The 14,653-nt window shown below is 64.5% G+C and carries 19 protein-coding genes; 4 read left to right on the forward strand and 15 right to left on the reverse strand.

Features of this window, described 5'->3' with window-relative positions; genetic code table 11:
• Positions 1-496 precede the first annotated feature (496 nt).
• From pth to pyrE, 4 genes are all read left to right on the forward strand, one after another.
• Positions 497-1,090: an aminoacyl-tRNA hydrolase gene (pth, locus tag HMPREF1316_RS10735; protein WP_021727134.1), complete on the forward strand. Its 594-nt coding sequence runs from the start codon at positions 497-499 to the stop codon at positions 1,088-1,090.
• Between the two features lie 143 nt (positions 1,091-1,233).
• The gene (locus tag HMPREF1316_RS10740; protein ID WP_021727156.1) at positions 1,234-2,076 is read left to right on the forward strand and encodes a sulfide/dihydroorotate dehydrogenase-like FAD/NAD-binding protein; all 843 of its coding nucleotides are present in this window, start codon (positions 1,234-1,236) and stop codon (positions 2,074-2,076) included.
• The gene (gene gltA / locus HMPREF1316_RS10745; RefSeq protein ID WP_040652391.1) at positions 2,064-3,473 is read left to right on the forward strand and encodes an NADPH-dependent glutamate synthase; all 1,410 of its coding nucleotides are present in this window, start codon (positions 2,064-2,066) and stop codon (positions 3,471-3,473) included. Before HMPREF1316_RS10740 ends, gltA begins: the two co-directional genes overlap by 13 nt.
• Positions 3,474-3,749: 276 nt before the next feature.
• Positions 3,750-4,433: an orotate phosphoribosyltransferase gene (gene pyrE, locus HMPREF1316_RS10750; RefSeq protein WP_021727089.1), complete on the forward strand. Its 684-nt coding sequence runs from the start codon at positions 3,750-3,752 to the stop codon at positions 4,431-4,433.
• 62 nt (positions 4,434-4,495) lie between these two features.
• Here pyrE and HMPREF1316_RS10755 read toward each other — a convergent pair whose 3' ends face one another.
• The 15 genes from HMPREF1316_RS10755 to rpmD form a co-directional block, all read right to left on the reverse strand.
• The gene (locus HMPREF1316_RS10755; protein WP_021727080.1) at positions 4,496-5,566 is read right to left on the reverse strand and encodes a glycosyltransferase family 2 protein; all 1,071 of its coding nucleotides are present in this window, start codon (positions 5,564-5,566) and stop codon (positions 4,496-4,498) included.
• A gap of 180 nt (positions 5,567-5,746) precedes the next feature.
• Entirely contained in the window at positions 5,747-6,574 is an 828-nt protein-coding gene (gene truA / locus HMPREF1316_RS10760; RefSeq protein WP_021727068.1) for a tRNA pseudouridine(38-40) synthase TruA, read from the reverse strand.
• Positions 6,574-7,191: a GNAT family N-acetyltransferase gene (locus HMPREF1316_RS10765; RefSeq protein ID WP_021727069.1), complete on the reverse strand. Its 618-nt coding sequence runs from the start codon at positions 7,189-7,191 to the stop codon at positions 6,574-6,576. Before HMPREF1316_RS10765 ends, truA begins: the two co-directional genes overlap by 1 nt.
• A gap of 93 nt (positions 7,192-7,284) precedes the next feature.
• Positions 7,285-7,746, reverse strand: a complete 462-nt coding sequence (rplQ, locus tag HMPREF1316_RS10770; protein ID WP_021727078.1) for a 50S ribosomal protein L17 — start codon at positions 7,744-7,746, stop codon at positions 7,285-7,287.
• Between the two features lie 36 nt (positions 7,747-7,782).
• Entirely contained in the window at positions 7,783-8,724 is a 942-nt protein-coding gene (locus tag HMPREF1316_RS10775; RefSeq protein WP_021727058.1) for a DNA-directed RNA polymerase subunit alpha, read from the reverse strand.
• A gap of 22 nt (positions 8,725-8,746) precedes the next feature.
• On the reverse strand, positions 8,747-9,340 hold the full coding sequence (rpsD, locus tag HMPREF1316_RS10780) for a 30S ribosomal protein S4 (protein ID WP_021727049.1): 594 nt from the start codon (positions 9,338-9,340) through the stop codon (positions 8,747-8,749).
• A gap of 18 nt (positions 9,341-9,358) precedes the next feature.
• Positions 9,359-9,757 (reverse strand): 30S ribosomal protein S11, encoded by a 399-nt coding sequence (gene rpsK, locus HMPREF1316_RS10785; RefSeq protein WP_021727048.1) that lies wholly within the window; start codon positions 9,755-9,757, stop codon positions 9,359-9,361.
• 10 nt (positions 9,758-9,767) lie between these two features.
• Complete coding sequence (gene rpsM, locus HMPREF1316_RS10790; RefSeq protein WP_021727133.1) at positions 9,768-10,139, reverse strand: 30S ribosomal protein S13; 372 nt, start codon at positions 10,137-10,139, stop codon at positions 9,768-9,770.
• A 15-nt stretch (positions 10,140-10,154) separates the two neighbouring features.
• Positions 10,155-10,268, reverse strand: coding sequence for a 50S ribosomal protein L36 (gene rpmJ / locus HMPREF1316_RS10795; protein ID WP_013252436.1), 114 nt, complete (start codon positions 10,266-10,268; stop codon positions 10,155-10,157).
• Positions 10,269-10,384: 116 nt separating this feature from the next.
• Positions 10,385-10,603, reverse strand: a complete 219-nt coding sequence (gene infA / locus HMPREF1316_RS10800) for a translation initiation factor IF-1 (protein WP_040652360.1) — start codon at positions 10,601-10,603, stop codon at positions 10,385-10,387.
• 115 nt (positions 10,604-10,718) lie between these two features.
• On the reverse strand, positions 10,719-11,606 hold the full coding sequence (gene map / locus HMPREF1316_RS10805) for a type I methionyl aminopeptidase (protein ID WP_021727117.1): 888 nt from the start codon (positions 11,604-11,606) through the stop codon (positions 10,719-10,721).
• Positions 11,603-12,229, reverse strand: a complete 627-nt coding sequence (locus HMPREF1316_RS10810; RefSeq protein ID WP_021727129.1) for an adenylate kinase — start codon at positions 12,227-12,229, stop codon at positions 11,603-11,605. Before HMPREF1316_RS10810 ends, map begins: the two co-directional genes overlap by 4 nt.
• A 494-nt stretch (positions 12,230-12,723) precedes the next feature.
• Positions 12,724-14,007: a preprotein translocase subunit SecY gene (secY, locus tag HMPREF1316_RS10815; RefSeq protein WP_021727146.1), complete on the reverse strand. Its 1,284-nt coding sequence runs from the start codon at positions 14,005-14,007 to the stop codon at positions 12,724-12,726.
• Positions 14,001-14,450 (reverse strand): 50S ribosomal protein L15, encoded by a 450-nt coding sequence (gene rplO, locus HMPREF1316_RS10820; protein ID WP_021727162.1) that lies wholly within the window; start codon positions 14,448-14,450, stop codon positions 14,001-14,003. Before rplO ends, secY begins: the two co-directional genes overlap by 7 nt.
• An 11-nt stretch (positions 14,451-14,461) precedes the next feature.
• Entirely contained in the window at positions 14,462-14,653 is a 192-nt protein-coding gene (gene rpmD / locus HMPREF1316_RS10825; RefSeq protein ID WP_021727131.1) for a 50S ribosomal protein L30, read from the reverse strand.

The raw sequence follows: 14,653 nt of genomic DNA on the forward strand, positions 1-14,653 counted from the left end.
GGTATCCCTGGACGACCGACAGGTACACGCGCCCGTCCTTGCGCTTCTGCTTGCGTACGAACAAGATTCTGTTCCTGACCTGCGGGGACGCTGTTTCTTATTATAACATAATATCAACGTTACACAACGTATGATGTCATATTCAATCGACAAAAGGAAGGCCCTGAAGGGCCGTTGAACTGGGCATTTGTAGAAGAAGGTTAGCTAGCTAGCTGCCAAACTCGGGGCGGACGCCACCCGATCCGGTCGTGCGAGGCTCCCCTCCCTTCGTGCGAGGTTCCCTCCCGTCGTGCGAGGTTTTCTCGCCAAAACTGCCTCGCGTGCTGACTTGAGTCCGCATGCGAGACAATATCGACCAAAAAACCTAGCACGATGGGTGGGAAACCGAGCACGACCGGAGGGCGCCCGTCACCTTGGTACAATGGCGCGCGAGGTCACAAGGCGGACGCTGCGGACCACGGCCAAGCGGCAGCAAGCCACATTGAGGGAGCAAGCGATGCCTCAGCGCACGGACACCACACCAACGGACATCCGCCTCATCTGTGGCCTGGGCAACCCTGGGGCCGACTACGAGCACACGCGGCACAACGCCGGGTTCCTCACCATCGATGCCATCGCCCGGCGCGAGCACGTCTCCTACTGGAGGCGCGAGGTGGGCTGTCTCACCTGCCGCCTGCGCCACAAGGGATCGGACGGGACGCTGCGCGAGGTGGTGCTCGCCAAGCCGCAGGGCTACATGAACACGAGCGGTGGTCCCCTCTCCAAGCTCATGCGCGAGCTGGGCCTCGCCCCCACTCAGATCCTCGTCGTCCACGACGAGGTCGACCTCTCGGCGGGCACGGTCTCCGTCAAGCTGGGCGGTGGCCTCAACGCCCACAACGGGCTCAGGTCCATCGCCAACAAGCTGGGCACACGCGACTTCGCCCGCGTGCGCGTGGGCACGGGGCGTCCGCCCGGCAGGATGAGCGTGGCGGACTTCGCCCTGCGGCAGCTCGAGGGCAACTTCCTCACGGACTTCGAACTCACCTGCGAGTCCGCGGCGGACGTCTGCATCTCCATCCTCGAGCGGGGCCTCCCCCGACAGGCCTAGCGGGACACCCCGGACGCCGGATGCACTTTTGGCCCGTTTGCACGCTGGCATGCCAGTGCTCATGAACTACACTAGTGAGCAGTGTTTGGAGAGGGTGTCCTGCTGTCGCAGGACACGCAGTGTGTTCGGAGAGGAGCACATAGATGTACAAAATCCTCGAGAAGACGCAGTTCTCCGAGAAGGTGTTCAAGTTTCGCATCGAAGCACCGGAGTTGGCCAGGCATGCCCATGCCGGCCAGTTCCTCATGGTGCGCGCCAACGAGACGGGCGAGCGCGTGCCCTTCACGTTCGCGGACTGGAACGCCGAGGAGGGCTGGGTCGAGTTCATCTTCATGGTGATCGGCAAGACCACCACGATGCTTGCGAGCTACGAGGTGGGAGACTCCCTGCAGGACGTCACGGGGCCTCTGGGCCAGCCCACCGAGATGGCGCCCGGCACGTGGGCCGTCATCGGCGGCGGCGTCGGGCTGGCCATCGCCTACCCCGTCGCCCGCCAGTTTGCGGCCTCGGGCAACGAGGTGCACGCCATCATGGGCGCCCGCACCAAGGACCTACTGCTGTTGGAGGACCAGTTCCGCTCCGTGTTCGATGACGACCACGTGCACATCACCACGGACGACGGCTCCTACGGCGAGAAAGGCGTGGTCACCGCACCGCTGGAGCGCCTGCTCCAGGAGGGCAAGGTCGACCACATCTTCTGCGTGGGGCCCGTTCCCATGATGAAGTTCTCGACCCTCACCGCCGAGAAGTACGAGACCCCCATCACCGCCTCGCTCAACCCCATCATGGTCGATGGCACGGGCATGTGCGGCTGCTGTCGCGTGGAGGTGGGCGGCAAGACCAAGTTCGCCTGCGTCGATGGTCCCGACTTTGACGCCACGAAGGTCGACTGGGACGACCTGCGCGCACGTCAGGCTGCATACCTTACCGAGGAGGGCCAGGCCCTCGAGGCCTACGAGGAGGCGATGTGCGCATGCCGGAGGTAAACGGTCGCTGGGTCGCGGACATGAAGGCGCCGCGCACCGCAGACAACGAGGAGCCCGCCGAGGAACGTGCCCACGACTTCCGTCCGGTGGACAAGGGCTTCACCGAGGAGATGGCCATCGCGGAGGCCGCGCGCTGCATGAGATGCAAGAAGCCCCTGTGCGTCGAGGGCTGCCCCGTGAACATCGACATCCCCTCCTTCATCGAGAAGATCTACGAGCGCAAGTTCGGCGAGGGCCTCGACGTCATCCACGAGCAGTCCATGCTGCCCGCCATCTGCGGCCGCGTCTGCCCGCAGGAGAACCAGTGCGAGGGCGTCTGCATCCGTGGCCGCCGGGGCGAGCCCGTGGCCATCGGCCAGCTTGAGCGCTTCCTGGGCGACCAACCCGAGCTCGCCTCCACACCCGAGATGGCGCCTAGGAACGGCAAGAGGGTCGCCGTCATCGGCTCCGGCCCGTCCGGCATCACCTGCGCCGGCGAGCTGGCCCGCAACGGCTTTGACGTCACCGTGTACGAGTCGTTCTTCACCGGCGGCGGCGTGCTGGTCTACGGCATTCCCGAGTTCCGTCTGCCCAAGGCGGTCGTCAAGCACGAGATCGACGGCCTCAGGGAGCTGGGCGTCACATTCGAGTACAACAGCGTCATGGGCAACCTGGCGGACGCCGAGGAGCTCCTGGGCGAGAAGGGCTTCGATGCGCTCTATGTGGCCACCGGGGCCGGCCTCCCCAAGTTCCTCAACATCCCCGGCGAGAACCTGCCCAACGTGTACTTTGCCAACGAGTACCTCACGCGCGTCAACCTCATGAGGGCCAACGAGTTCCCAAAGTTCGACACACCCACCAAACATGGCAGGCAGGTCATCGTCTTTGGTGGCGGCAACGTTGCCATGGATGCCGTACGCACGGCCAAGCGCCTGGGAGCCGACCGCGCCATCATCGCCTATCGCCGCACCGAGGCGGAGATGCCCGCCCGTAAGGCGGAGCTCCACCACGCCAAGGCCGAGGGCGTGGAGGTCATGCCGCTGGTCTCTCCCCTCGAGTTCCTCAAGGGCGAGGATGGCAACGTCTGCGGCGTGCGCGTGCAGCGGATGGAGCTGGGCGAGCCGGACGACTCCGGTCGCCGCCGCCCCGTCCCCATCGAGGGTGCCATCGAGGAGATCTCCTGCGACGTGGCCATCTCGGCCATCGGCACCAACGCCAACCCCTTTGCCCGAAAGATCGGTGGCATGGAGCTCAACAAGTGGGGCTACATCGTCGCCAACGAGGAGACGGGCCGCACGAGCAACCCCAGGATCTGGGCGGGCGGCGACATCGTCACCGGTGCCGCGACCGTCATCCTGGCCATGGGCGCCGGCAAGAAGGCGGCAGCGGACATGACCAAGGTGCTGCTTGGGCAGTAGTCGGCACGCGACACACCATCCGCACAGGTGCGGCCCGGAATCAGGCAGGTTCCGGGCCGCGTTGCTTGCGTGGGGCATGCCTGCATGCCGTCCCGTAGCCAGATGCGTACGATGGCGACACCTCTAGGCGCCTTTGCCCCTTTTTTGTCGCAACGACGCACATCTGGCTACGGGACGGCACGGGAGGGGTGGTACGGGACCATCTGTCCCGCCCGTCCGAGACGCCACGGTACAATGGACGAGGCACCCACCCGCCCATACACACGGAGGAACCCCATGCAGGACTACAGGCGCGCGTTCATCGAGTTCATGGTCACAAGCGATGTGCTCAGGTTTGGCAGCTTCACGCTCAAGAGCGGCCGCCAGTCCCCCTTCTTCATGAACGCCGGCGCCTACGTGACGGGCAGCCAGCTCGGCCGTCTGGGCCGCTTCTATGCCCAGGCCATCCATGAGAGCTTCGGCGATGACTTTGACGTGGTCTTTGGTCCCGCCTACAAGGGCATCCCCCTGGCCGTTGTCACGGCCATCGCCTACCATGAGCTCTACGGCAGGGACGTCCGCTACTGCGCGGATCGCAAGGAGGCCAAGGACCACGGGGCCGACAGGGGCCAGCTCCTGGGCACCGAGCCCCACGACGGCGACCGCGTGGTCATCGTGGAGGACGTGACCACCTCCGGCAAGTCCATCGATGAGACCTACCCCAAGCTCAAGGGCGCGGCAGACGTCGAGGTCGTGGGCCTCATGGTCTCGCTCGACCGCAGGGAGGTGGGCAAGGGCGGAAAGGTCACCGCGCAGCAGGAGATCCAGGAGCGCTACGGCTTCCCCGTCGCCTCCATCGTGAGCATGGACGAGGTCGTGGAGGCGCTCCACAACCATGAGGTCAAGGGGCGGGTGGTGATCGATGACGCGCTCAAGGACGCCATCGATGCCTACTACGCGCGCTATGGCGTCAGGGCCTAGCACGCCTGCCGCCCAAGGCCACCCGCACGCCGCAGGAGCGTCACCGCAAGGCCCAGCGACGCCTATCGGTTGGCCTTGAGCGTGGCAAAGACCCTGGTGCTGTGACGCCTCACGAACGAGATGAGCGTCCCCTCGTGGTAGCAGAGCAGGGGGTTCTGCGCCCTGATGGGCGCCAGCATGAGGTTCATCATCCACGAGTGCGGACGTGCCACCTGAACGGCGAGGCAGGCGCGCTCGCTGGAGATCATGCGTTTGATCTCGTGCAGCTTCTGCTCGCGCGTGAGCTCGCACTTGGGGTTGCATACGTTCTCGATGCATCCCACCAGACGCTCGATGTAGCGACGCTGCACCATCTCCATGCTCGCCACGTCACCGTCCAGGCCCCAGTGCCGATAGAGGTCAAGCATCCAGCTGTGTTCCTCCTCGCGCTTCTGGTACATGTTCGGTCGCCAGCGCGCCGTCTCGCTCTCGCTGCGCTGGCGGACGAAGTGGTAGTGGCCACGCGAGATGACGCCGACCCGCTCCACGTCGCGTATGTAGTCGAGCACGAAGGGGAAGTCATCCCAGAACGTCGGCCTGAAGCGGATGCCTAGCCGCTCGATGCGCTCGCGCAGGAAGAGCTTGCTCCAAGGCGGATAGAGCTGGTTGGCGTCAAAGAGCCGCCAGGCGGCCGCACGGAACTCCGCCTGCGTGCCGTAGACGGCATCGTCACAGCTCTTGAGCTCGCTGGTATGTTGGTCGGCATCGCCATAGTACGTATCGATGAAGAAGCCTGCCACCACGAGCTCAAGGCGATTGGCGATGGCCAGGGCATGCAGGTCGTCGAGCATGGTGGGCTCAGCCCAGTCATCCGCGTCAAAGAACATCACATACGTGCCACGGGCACGGTCGAGCGCACGGTTGCGAGCCGCGGGGGCACCGGCATTCTCCTGATGGAACACGGTCACACGGATGTCGCGCTCGGCGATGGCGTCGAGCACCTTGCCCGTGCGGTCGGTGGAGCCATCGTCCACGACCAACAGCTCGAAGTCCTCGAACGTCTGATGCTGGATGCTCTCGATGGCGCGACGCACGTACCCATCCACGTTGTAGGCAGGCATGATGATTGTGATCTCGGGATGTTTGGGGCCCATCTCACGTCTCCAAACCCATATGTTCCATATCAAACGCCCATATGCTTGAATTATCACATGAAACCATGCGTGCGGTGTGTACGCCCTATGGTCATGCGGGAACCCCCGATAAAATCACAGAATGGTGGCAGGCATCACCATGGTGCCTGGTCGTGTAGGGCCCGCGGCGGGCCAGGTGGCTCACCTCCAGGGCGTGAGCAGGCCGGACGGATAGTCCACGCCCACAAGCGTGAGGCCCTCTGCCGGTGCCGTGGGGCCGGCGGCCCTGCGGTCGCGCGCGGCCAGGGCATCCGCCAGCCACCGGGCGTCCCGCTGCCCGCGACCCACCTCCACGAGGCTGCCCACGATGATGCGCACCATGTTGTGCAGAAAGGCGTTGCCACGCACGTCCACGACGACCAGCTCCTCGCCCGCCTCGCATACCTGTGCCACCTCGATGGACGTCAGGTTGCGGCAGCGCGAGCGGCCACCGCGGATCAAGAGCTCCGCGGACGTCGCCTTGCAGAACGACGTGAAGTCGTGCTCGCCCACGAGGGCCTGCGCGGCGCACGCCATGGCACCAACGTCCAGACGCTCGATGCCGCGGATCCACCAGGCATGGCCCCATGCCATCACGGGCCGCGCCATCCCACACACCAGACGATAGCAATAGTGGCGCCCCTGGGCGTCAAGGCGCGCCGAGAACCCCCGAGGAGCCTGGTACAGCCCCCGTAGGGCGAGGTCATCCGGCATCAACGCCACGATTGACGAGCGCAGGCGCCGACCGGGCAACGTGGCCTCCTCAACCGTGATGGGAACGCTCGCATGCTGACCGAGGGCATGCACCCCCGCATCGGTACGTCCGGCCACCTCCATCTCGATGGGGCGCCTGAGCACGGTCGTCAGCGCCTCGCGCAGCTCGCCGGCCACCGTGCGCCGTCCCGGCTGCTCGGCCCAGCCCGAGAAGCCCGCGCCACGATAGCCCAGATGCATCACCATCGTGGCACCCCGGACCTCTCCCCTGCCCATCAGGCGCCCTCCCCCATCCAGAGCCCCGCTGCGGCGAGCTCCGAGGGGGCGAGCGCCGCCGCAGGACGCACCGCGGCAGGGTCTGCCCGGTGCTCGCCGATCATCTTCTCCATCCACACCATGTCGTACCAGCGGCCAAACTTGCAGGCGCACTGGTGGAAGACGCCCACGCGACGGAAGCCCATGCGCTCATGGAAGCGTGGGCTGGCGTTGGTGAGGTACTCGTCCTCCCGCTGCGTGCAGGCGACGCAGGCGTTGAGGCTGAGGATGCCCTGTGCCTGCGACACGCCCTCGAGCGCGTCGTACAGCCTGCGTCCCACGCCCCTGCCGCGCGTGTCCGGACGCAGGTAGATGGTCGTCTCCGCAGACCAGTCGTAGCCCGCGCGCCAGTTGAGGCGCCCCGTGTGCGCATATCCCAGCAGGGTGCCCGTCGCGCCGTCCTGTGCGACCAGGTAGGGATAGTGCCTCAGGATGCGTGCCATGCACTCGGCACACTCGTCCACGGACGGAACGACCGTGTCGTAGCAGACGGCAGTCTTGCGCACGTAGAACGCATAGATGTCCACCAGTTGCCCTGCATCCTCCGGCTGCGCCATACGCACTCTCACGTCACCCATGCGACACCACCTTCCGTTGCGATGAAAGCGTGACGATATGCAGAGAGGGGCCCGCAGAGCGAACCCCTCGCATACCAACAGTGGTTAAGATGGCTACTCGGCGTCCTCTGCGGACTCCTCGACCTTCTCTACTTCTTTGACCTTCTCGACCTTCTTGACGCTGGACGAGCCAGCCTTGCCGGCCTTCCTGACGGACTCGGTCACGAGCTCGATGATGACGACCTCGGCGGCGTCACCTTTGCGGGGGCCGAGCCTCATGATACGCGTATAGCCGCCATTGCGGTCGGCCCACTGGCCCTGTGCGGCACGGTCGAAGACCTCGCGCACGAGCTCCTTGTCGCCCACCAGCCTGATGGCGAGGCGACGAGCGTGCAGGTCGCCCCTCTTGGCCCACGTGACCACGCGGTCCACGTCGGAACGAATGGCCTTGGCGCGCGGCTCGAGGGTCTTGATGCGATCGTTGGCAAAGAGGGCCGCAACGAGGCCCCTCTTCATCGCCCTGGTATGGCTGGCATCGGTGCCGAGCTTCATACCCCTCTTCTTGTTGTGTCTCATGGTCTGGTTACTCCTCATTCAAACGAGCGACGAACCCTAGGCCTTGAGACCAAGGCCCATCTCCTCGAGCTTGTCCTTGACTTCCTCGATGGACTTGACGCCAAAGTTGCGGATGTTGAGCAGGTCGTTCTCGGAGAAATCGACCAGCTGGCGCACGGAGTGGATGCCGGCGCGCTTGAGGCAGTTGTAGGAGCGGACGGAGAGATCCAGATCCTCGATCTGCTTGTCAAGCTCGGTGTTGTCCTCCTCCCCGCCCTCGGCGAAGATCGAGACGTCCTCCTGGGGCTCCTCCTCCACGGAGACGCTCATGAAGGCACTCATGTGCTGATTGATGATGTTCGCGGCCTCGACGACGGCATCGCGCGGGCTCAGGGAGCCGTTCGTCTCCACCTCAAGCACGAGACGGTCGTAATCGGTGTGCTGGCCGACGCGGCAGGGCTCGACGCTCTTGGCGCACCGATGCACGGGAGAGTAGAGCGAGTCCACATGGATGATGCCGATGGGGTCGCTGTCGCGCTCGTTGTCGGCACCGGAGACGTAGCCGCGGCCGCACCCGATGCGCATCTGCATGGAGAGGTGGGCACCCTCGCCCAGCGTGCAGATCACATGGTCGGCATTGACGAGCTCGAACTCGGCAGGAACCTTGAAGTCCCCACCCGTGACGGTGCAGGGACCATCGATCGAGATGGAGGCGGTCGCCTCGCTACCCGTGCCCACGCTGCGGAACACGAGGCCCTTCACGTTGAGCACGATGTCGGTGACATCCTCGTAGACGCCCTCGACGGTCGTGAACTCGTGCTGAACGCCATCGATCTGGATGGCCTCGACCGCAGCGCCCTCGAGGGAGGACAACAGCACGCGACGCAGGGAATTACCCAACGTATCGCCATAGCCGCGCTCGAGCGGCTCGGCGGAGATGCGCGCCACGTTCTCGCTGACCTCCTCAACGGAAACCTGTGGGCGGATGAATTCTGACATGAAATCCTCCTACCTGTTCGCGTTACTTGGAGTAAAGCTCGACGATGAGCTGGGCATCGATCTCGAGATCGATCTGGTCGCGGACAGGAGTCTGAAGCACGGTGCCCTGGAGCCTTTCGATGTCAACCTCGAGCCATGCGGGAACGGCCATGTGCTCGGAGGAGACGATGGCCTCCTTGATGGGGAGCAGATCCTTGGCCTTGGGGGCCACAGATACGACGTCTGCGGCCTTCACCTGGTAGGAGGGGATGTCGACGCGCTTGCCGTTCACGTTGATGTGACCATGGCGCACGGTCTGACGGGCCTCCTTGCGGGTGCGGGCAAAGCCGAGGCGGAAGACCACGTTGTCGAGACGGCTCTCGAGCAGGCTCATCAGGTTGTCACCGGTGATGCCCTCGGTCTTCATGGCCTTGTCGTAGTAGCCACGGAACTGCTTCTCGAGGACGCCATAGATGAACTTGGCCTTCTGCTTCTCGCGCAGCTGGGCGCCGTACTCACTCTCCTGACGGCGGCGACGGCGAGGCTGACGGTTGGACTTCTTGTTGATGCCCATCGCGATCGGATCGATCCCGAGCTGGCGGCACCTCTTGAGGACAGGGGTCCTATCAACTGCCATGTGTTCTGTCCTTCCTTGCTACACGCGACGACGCTTGCACGGACGGCAACCGTTGTGCGGAATGGGGGTCTTGTCCTGAATGCCCGAGACCTCGAGGCCGGCGGCCTGGAGCGAGCGGATGGCGGTCTCGCGGCCGGAACCGGGGCCCTTCACGAACACGGCGACCTTGTGCAGGCCGTGCTCCATGGCCGCCTTGGCGCACGCCTCGGCTGCGACCTGGGCCGCGAATGGGGTGGACTTGCGGGAGCCCTTGAAGCCCACGGTGCCGCCCGACTGCCAGGCGATGACGTTGCCCGCGGGGTCGGTGATGGAGATGATGGTGTTGTTGAACGTGCTCTTGATGTGGGCCTGGCCCACGGCGATGTTCTTGCGCTCGGCGCGGCGGACGCGCGTGTGCTGCTGGTTCTTCTTAGGCATGCTCTGCTCCCTAGCCCCTCTTCCTGGCACCGATCTGACGCTTCTTGCCCTTGCGGGTGCGAGCGTTGGTGTGGGTGCGCTGGCCATGGACGGGGAGGCCCTTGCGGTGACGGAGGCCGCGGTAGCAGCCGATCTCCATCAGGCGGGCGGTGTTCTGACGCACCTCGCGGCGGAGGTCGCCCTCCGTGGTGAAGTGAGCGCCGATGCAGTCGCGGATCTTGGTGACCTCATCCTCGGTCAGGTCCTTGACGCGGGTGTCGGGGTTCACGCCGCACTCGGCGCAGATTCGCTTGGCGCTGGTTGCGCCGATGCCATACAGATAGGTAAGACCGACCTCGGTGCGCTTGTCGCGCGGGAGGTCGACACCGTTGATACGTGCCAACTTCGAGCTCCTCTCTTAGCCCTGACGCTGCTTGTGGCGGGGGTTTTCGCAGATCACGTACACCTTGCCATGGCGACGAATGATCTTGCACTTGTCGCACATCTTCTTAACCGAAGGACGTACCTTCATCATGCTTCCTTCCGGTAGTTCTCATACGAACCGTCGTGCTACCGGTAGAGCCAGGTGGAGCTGGCCTACCTTATCTTGTCGCCCAGCCGCAGGCGTGAACGTCGATGCTGCCATCGCTACTTGTAGCGATAGGTGATGCGACCCCTCGTGAGGTCGTAGGGGGAAATCTCGACGACGACCCTGTCGCCGGGAAGGATTCGAATGTAGTTCATGCGAATCTTGCCAGAGATGGTGCACAGGATGGTCTTGCCGTTTTCGAGCTCGACGTTGAACATTGCATTGGGAAGGGGTTCGATAACCTTACCCTCGAGCTCGATGCCGTCTTGCTTTGCCACCTTACCTACTTTCTGTCGCGAGCCACAGCAATTCCATATCATACAGAAAACCACACATATTCATCCCTCCCCCGCACGGAACTACACATTTCCTGCGAAGAGGGAGGGTGTGTCATCAGCTCTCAGGGGCGTCCGCGGACTCTGGGGGAGCGTCCTGGCCCTCGGGCGCCTCCCCTTCCGACGCGCCCTCCGCCTGGGCATCGTCCGCCCCCTCCGCATCGGAGCCACCCTGCATCGCACACCACGGGCCAAGCTCGTCCGCCGTAAGGATGAGGGGGCCGTCCTCGGTGATGGCAACGGTGTTCTCGAAGTGAGCCGCCGGCATGTCGTCATCCGTGACCACCGTCCACCCATTGGGCAGCGTGTGATTGTCATAGGCGCCAAGCGTGATCATGGGCTCGATGGCAATGACCATCCCCACCTGCAGCTTGACTCCGCGGCCCCGCTTGCCATAGTTGGGGACGTTGGGATCCTCGTGCATGGCATGGCCGACACCGTGGCCCACGTACTCGCGCACCACGCCATAGCCGTTCTCCTCGGCAAGCGACTGCACCGCATGGCCGATGTCGCCGAGATGGTTGCCGGGAAGCGCCTGCTCGATGCCCGCCTTGAGGCAATCACGCGCGACATCGCACAGCCCTTGCACGGTGGTGGAGACGGCGCCCACATAGAACGTCCAGGCATTGTCACCCACCCAGCCACCATACGTGGCACCCGCGTCGATGGAGATGATGTCGCCCTCCGAAAGCGTGACGGTGGGCGAGGGGATGCCATGCACGATCTGCTCGTTGGTGGAGGTGCAGATGCTTCCCGGAAAGCCATCGTAGCCCTTGAACGTGGGCCTTGCCCCACACTCGCGGATGAAGAGCTCGACCGCCCGATCTATCTCCTTGGTGGAGACACCCGGACGCACGAGGCTGCCCGCCCGGCGCAGAGCCTGCTTGGCGAGCGACCCCGCAGCCCCCATCTGCTCGATCTCGGCCTCTGTCCTGATGTGAATCATAGGCCCAGCAGGGACTTGACGTCCGCGTAGACCTCGTTCACGTCGCGATCGCCGTCGACCTGCTTCAGGATGCCGTGACCGGCGTAGTACTCCACGAGGGGTGCCGTCTTATTCCCGTAGGTCTCCAGGCGCTGGGCGATCGTCTCGGGTTTGTCATCGTCACGCTGGTACATTTCGCCGCCGCAGCGGGGACACGCATCCACGCCCGCTTGGGCGGTGTAGCCACACTCGCGGCAGGTACGACGTGAGCTCAGACGATTGATGATGACCTCGGGCCTGACATCCACGAGCAGCGCGACGTCGAGGTCGATGCCCATGTCCTTGAGCTCGGAGTCGAGCACGACGGCCTGCTGGCTGTTGCGCGGGAAGCCATCAAGGATGAAGCCCCTCTTGGCATCGTCCTCCTGCAGGCGCTCCTTCACGAGGTTGATCACGAGCTTATCGGGCACGAGCCTACCCGCGTCCATGTAGCCCTTGGCCTCCTTGCCCAGCTTGCTCTGCGCCTTGACGGCGGCACGGAGCAGGTCGCCCGTTGAGATGTGCGCAAGACCGTACTCGGCGACGAGCCGCTGTGCCTGCGTACCCTTACCAGCGCCCGGGGCGCCTAGGAGAACGATGTTCATGCTTTCCTCTCTCTCGAGTGGTGTCTTCGTCCCTCTGACCAACGTGTGCATGAGTCAAGTCTACACGCCTCGTCCTCGTTCTGGCACGGGTTTCCGGCAGAGAGGGGTCCTCGGCGCACACAGTTCCCACCCCTGTGCGCCGGGTGGGCCTCCAGGGACCCGGCTCGGGCATCCGTGACGGTATATCAGAGCCACGTTAGAGCCACGCGATGGCGGCATGGGAGCGAAAGGGCCCCAAGTGCGTGCCGACATCGAGGCGCAGGGTGGATTCGTCGGGGAGTCGGGGGCAACCCAGCGCCCTCGCGGACCTCGATCCTGGGCTTTCGTCGCTCGCGGGTGTCGCCAACGCGCCGTGGGCACGCAACCGAGCACGCACTTGGGGCCCTTTCGCTCCCCTAGGGGCACATTACCCGCACAGCGGGTGGGGTCCCTGTATGGGAAGGGGCCCGGCCCGAAGGCCCGACCCCTGAGACTTCCGCCGCACGATGCGGAACCTACTTGAAGAATCCCTCGTAATTGTGCATCTTGAGCTGAGACTCCAGCTGGGAGATGGTATCCATCGCCACGCCGACCATGATGAGCACCGAGGTGCCACCGAAGGCCTGCAGGAGCTGGTTGCCCGTGAGGGAGAACAGGATCGACGGAATCACGGCAAGGGCTGCCATGAAGAGGGCCCCGGGGAGCGTGATGTGGTCGAGCACACCCTTGATGTAGGACGCGGTGGCGCTGCCGGGACGAACGCCGGGGATGAAGCCGCCGTCCTTGCGGAGCTGGTCGGACGTCTCGTCGGGATTGAACACCATGGAGGTGTAGAAGTACGCGAAGAAGACGATGAACAGCACCGAGAGCACCCAGTTGAGCCAGCCGGAGGCCAGCGCGTTGGCGACCGTCTGCACCCATCCCACGTTGGGGAAGAAGACGGCGAGCTGGGCGGGCAGGTACAGCAGAGCGGAGGCGAAGATGATGGGCACGACGCCGGCCGTGTTGACCTTGACGGGCAGGTAGGTGGACTGCCCGCCCATCATGCGGCGACCGACGACGCGCTTGGCGTACTGTACCGGGATGCGGCGCTGGCCACGCTCGATGCGCACGATGAACGGGATGATCAGCATGATGACGAACAGCGTCACGATGGTGATGAGCGAGCCCATGTCGGAGGTGTTCCACGTCTGCGCGAGCGTGGGGCCAAGGCCGGCCATGATGTTCACGAAGATAATGAGCGACATGCCGTTTCCGATGCCGTACTGGGTGAGCACCTCGCCCAGCCACATGATGATGATGCCACCCGTGAGCAGCACCACCACCACGATGACGTTCTCGAGCATCTCGGGGACGCCCGGCATGGCGGAGAAGTTGATGCCCTGGCTCTTGAACAGGAACAGGTAGCCGATGGCGCTGATGAATGCCAGCGCGATCGTGAGATAGCGCGTGTACTGCGTGATCCGGTTCTGGCCGGCCTCGCCCTCCTTGGCAAGCTCGCCGAGGGACGGCACGACCGCCTGCATCATCTGGAGGATGATCTGCGCCGTGATGTAGGGCATGATGCCCAGGCTGAACACGGAGACGCGGGCGAGGCTGCCACCCGAGTACAGGTTGAGCACCGCGAGCGCGCCGCCCTGTGACGTGATGGCCTGGCCCGCCTCGATCCACTGCCTAAAGGGGATGCCCGGTGCGGGAATGTAGGCGCCCAGTCGGTACAGGAGGAGGATCCCCACCGTGATGAGGAGCTTCTTCCTGAGCTCAGGAACCCTGAAGGCGTTAGCGATTCCCCTTAGCACGCCTCTTCGACCTTTCCGCCGACGGCTTCGATCTTGGCCTTGGCCGAAGCGGAGACCTTGTCGACCTTGACGGTGAGCCTCTTGGAGAGATCGCCGTCGCCCAGGACCTTTACGGGGATGTAGTCATGCTTGATGACGCCCTTGGCCCTGAGAGACTCGGCATCGACGATCTCGCCATCCTCGTAGAGGCCCTCGAGACGGGCGACGTTGACGGGCGCGAACGCCACGCGGTTGCGGTTCTTGAAGCCGGGGAGCTTGGGCAGACGCATGGCGAGCGGCTGCTGGCCACCCTCGAAGCCGGCGCCCTTGCCGCCACCGGTGCGGGAGAGCTGACCCTTGGTGCCCCGCCCGGCCGTGGTGCCGTAGCCGGAGGAGGTGCCACGGCCAATGCGCTTGCGGGCCTTCCGCGCGCCCTCTGCGGGACGAAGATCATTGAGCTGCATGTGGGTGACTCCTAGTTCTCTTCTACCTCAACAAGGTGCTTGACCTTGAAGATCATTCCACGAACGCTCGGGTTGTCGGGCAGCACGGAGACGTCGCCGATCCTGCGAAGTCCCATGGCGCGGCAGGTGCGAGTCTGGTCCTCCTTGACGGAGGCAACGGCGCTGCGCACGAGCCTGACGGTAAGCTTCTTCTTGTCTGCCAT

Origin of the sequence: Olsenella profusa F0195, from assembly GCF_000468755.1 — a bacterium.
GTDB classification, from domain to species: domain Bacteria; phylum Actinomycetota; class Coriobacteriia; order Coriobacteriales; family Atopobiaceae; genus Olsenella_F; species Olsenella_F profusa.

What these genes read in the sequence shown, in the direction of transcription:
- truA (WP_021727068.1), bottom strand. Translation starts at nt 6,574, where the DNA reads ATGGGCAGGGGAGAGGTCCGGGGTGCCACGATGGTGATGCATCTGGGC.
- HMPREF1316_RS10740 (WP_021727156.1), top strand. Translation starts at nt 1,234, where the DNA reads ATGTACAAAATCCTCGAGAAGACGCAGTTCTCCGAGAAGGTGTTCAAG.
- HMPREF1316_RS10775 (WP_021727058.1), bottom strand. Translation starts at nt 8,724, where the DNA reads ATGTCAGAATTCATCCGCCCACAGGTTTCCGTTGAGGAGGTCAGCGAG.
- pth (WP_021727134.1), top strand. Translation starts at nt 497, where the DNA reads ATGCCTCAGCGCACGGACACCACACCAACGGACATCCGCCTCATCTGT.
- pyrE (WP_021727089.1), top strand. Translation starts at nt 3,750, where the DNA reads ATGCAGGACTACAGGCGCGCGTTCATCGAGTTCATGGTCACAAGCGAT.
- HMPREF1316_RS10765 (WP_021727069.1), bottom strand. Translation starts at nt 7,191, where the DNA reads ATGGGTGACGTGAGAGTGCGTATGGCGCAGCCGGAGGATGCAGGGCAA.
- rpsD (WP_021727049.1), bottom strand. Translation starts at nt 9,340, where the DNA reads ATGGCAGTTGATAGGACCCCTGTCCTCAAGAGGTGCCGCCAGCTCGGG.
- rplO (WP_021727162.1), bottom strand. Translation starts at nt 14,450, where the DNA reads ATGCAGCTCAATGATCTTCGTCCCGCAGAGGGCGCGCGGAAGGCCCGC.
- rpsK (WP_021727048.1), bottom strand. Translation starts at nt 9,757, where the DNA reads ATGCCTAAGAAGAACCAGCAGCACACGCGCGTCCGCCGCGCCGAGCGC.
- HMPREF1316_RS10755 (WP_021727080.1), bottom strand. Translation starts at nt 5,566, where the DNA reads ATGGGCCCCAAACATCCCGAGATCACAATCATCATGCCTGCCTACAAC.
- rpmD (WP_021727131.1), bottom strand. Translation starts at nt 14,653, where the DNA reads ATGGCAGACAAGAAGAAGCTTACCGTCAGGCTCGTGCGCAGCGCCGTT.
- gltA (WP_040652391.1), top strand. Translation starts at nt 2,064, where the DNA reads ATGCCGGAGGTAAACGGTCGCTGGGTCGCGGACATGAAGGCGCCGCGC.
- HMPREF1316_RS10810 (WP_021727129.1), bottom strand. Translation starts at nt 12,229, where the DNA reads ATGAACATCGTTCTCCTAGGCGCCCCGGGCGCTGGTAAGGGTACGCAG.
- map (WP_021727117.1), bottom strand. Translation starts at nt 11,606, where the DNA reads ATGATTCACATCAGGACAGAGGCCGAGATCGAGCAGATGGGGGCTGCG.
- rplQ (WP_021727078.1), bottom strand. Translation starts at nt 7,746, where the DNA reads ATGAGACACAACAAGAAGAGGGGTATGAAGCTCGGCACCGATGCCAGC.
- rpmJ (WP_013252436.1), bottom strand. Translation starts at nt 10,268, where the DNA reads ATGAAGGTACGTCCTTCGGTTAAGAAGATGTGCGACAAGTGCAAGATC.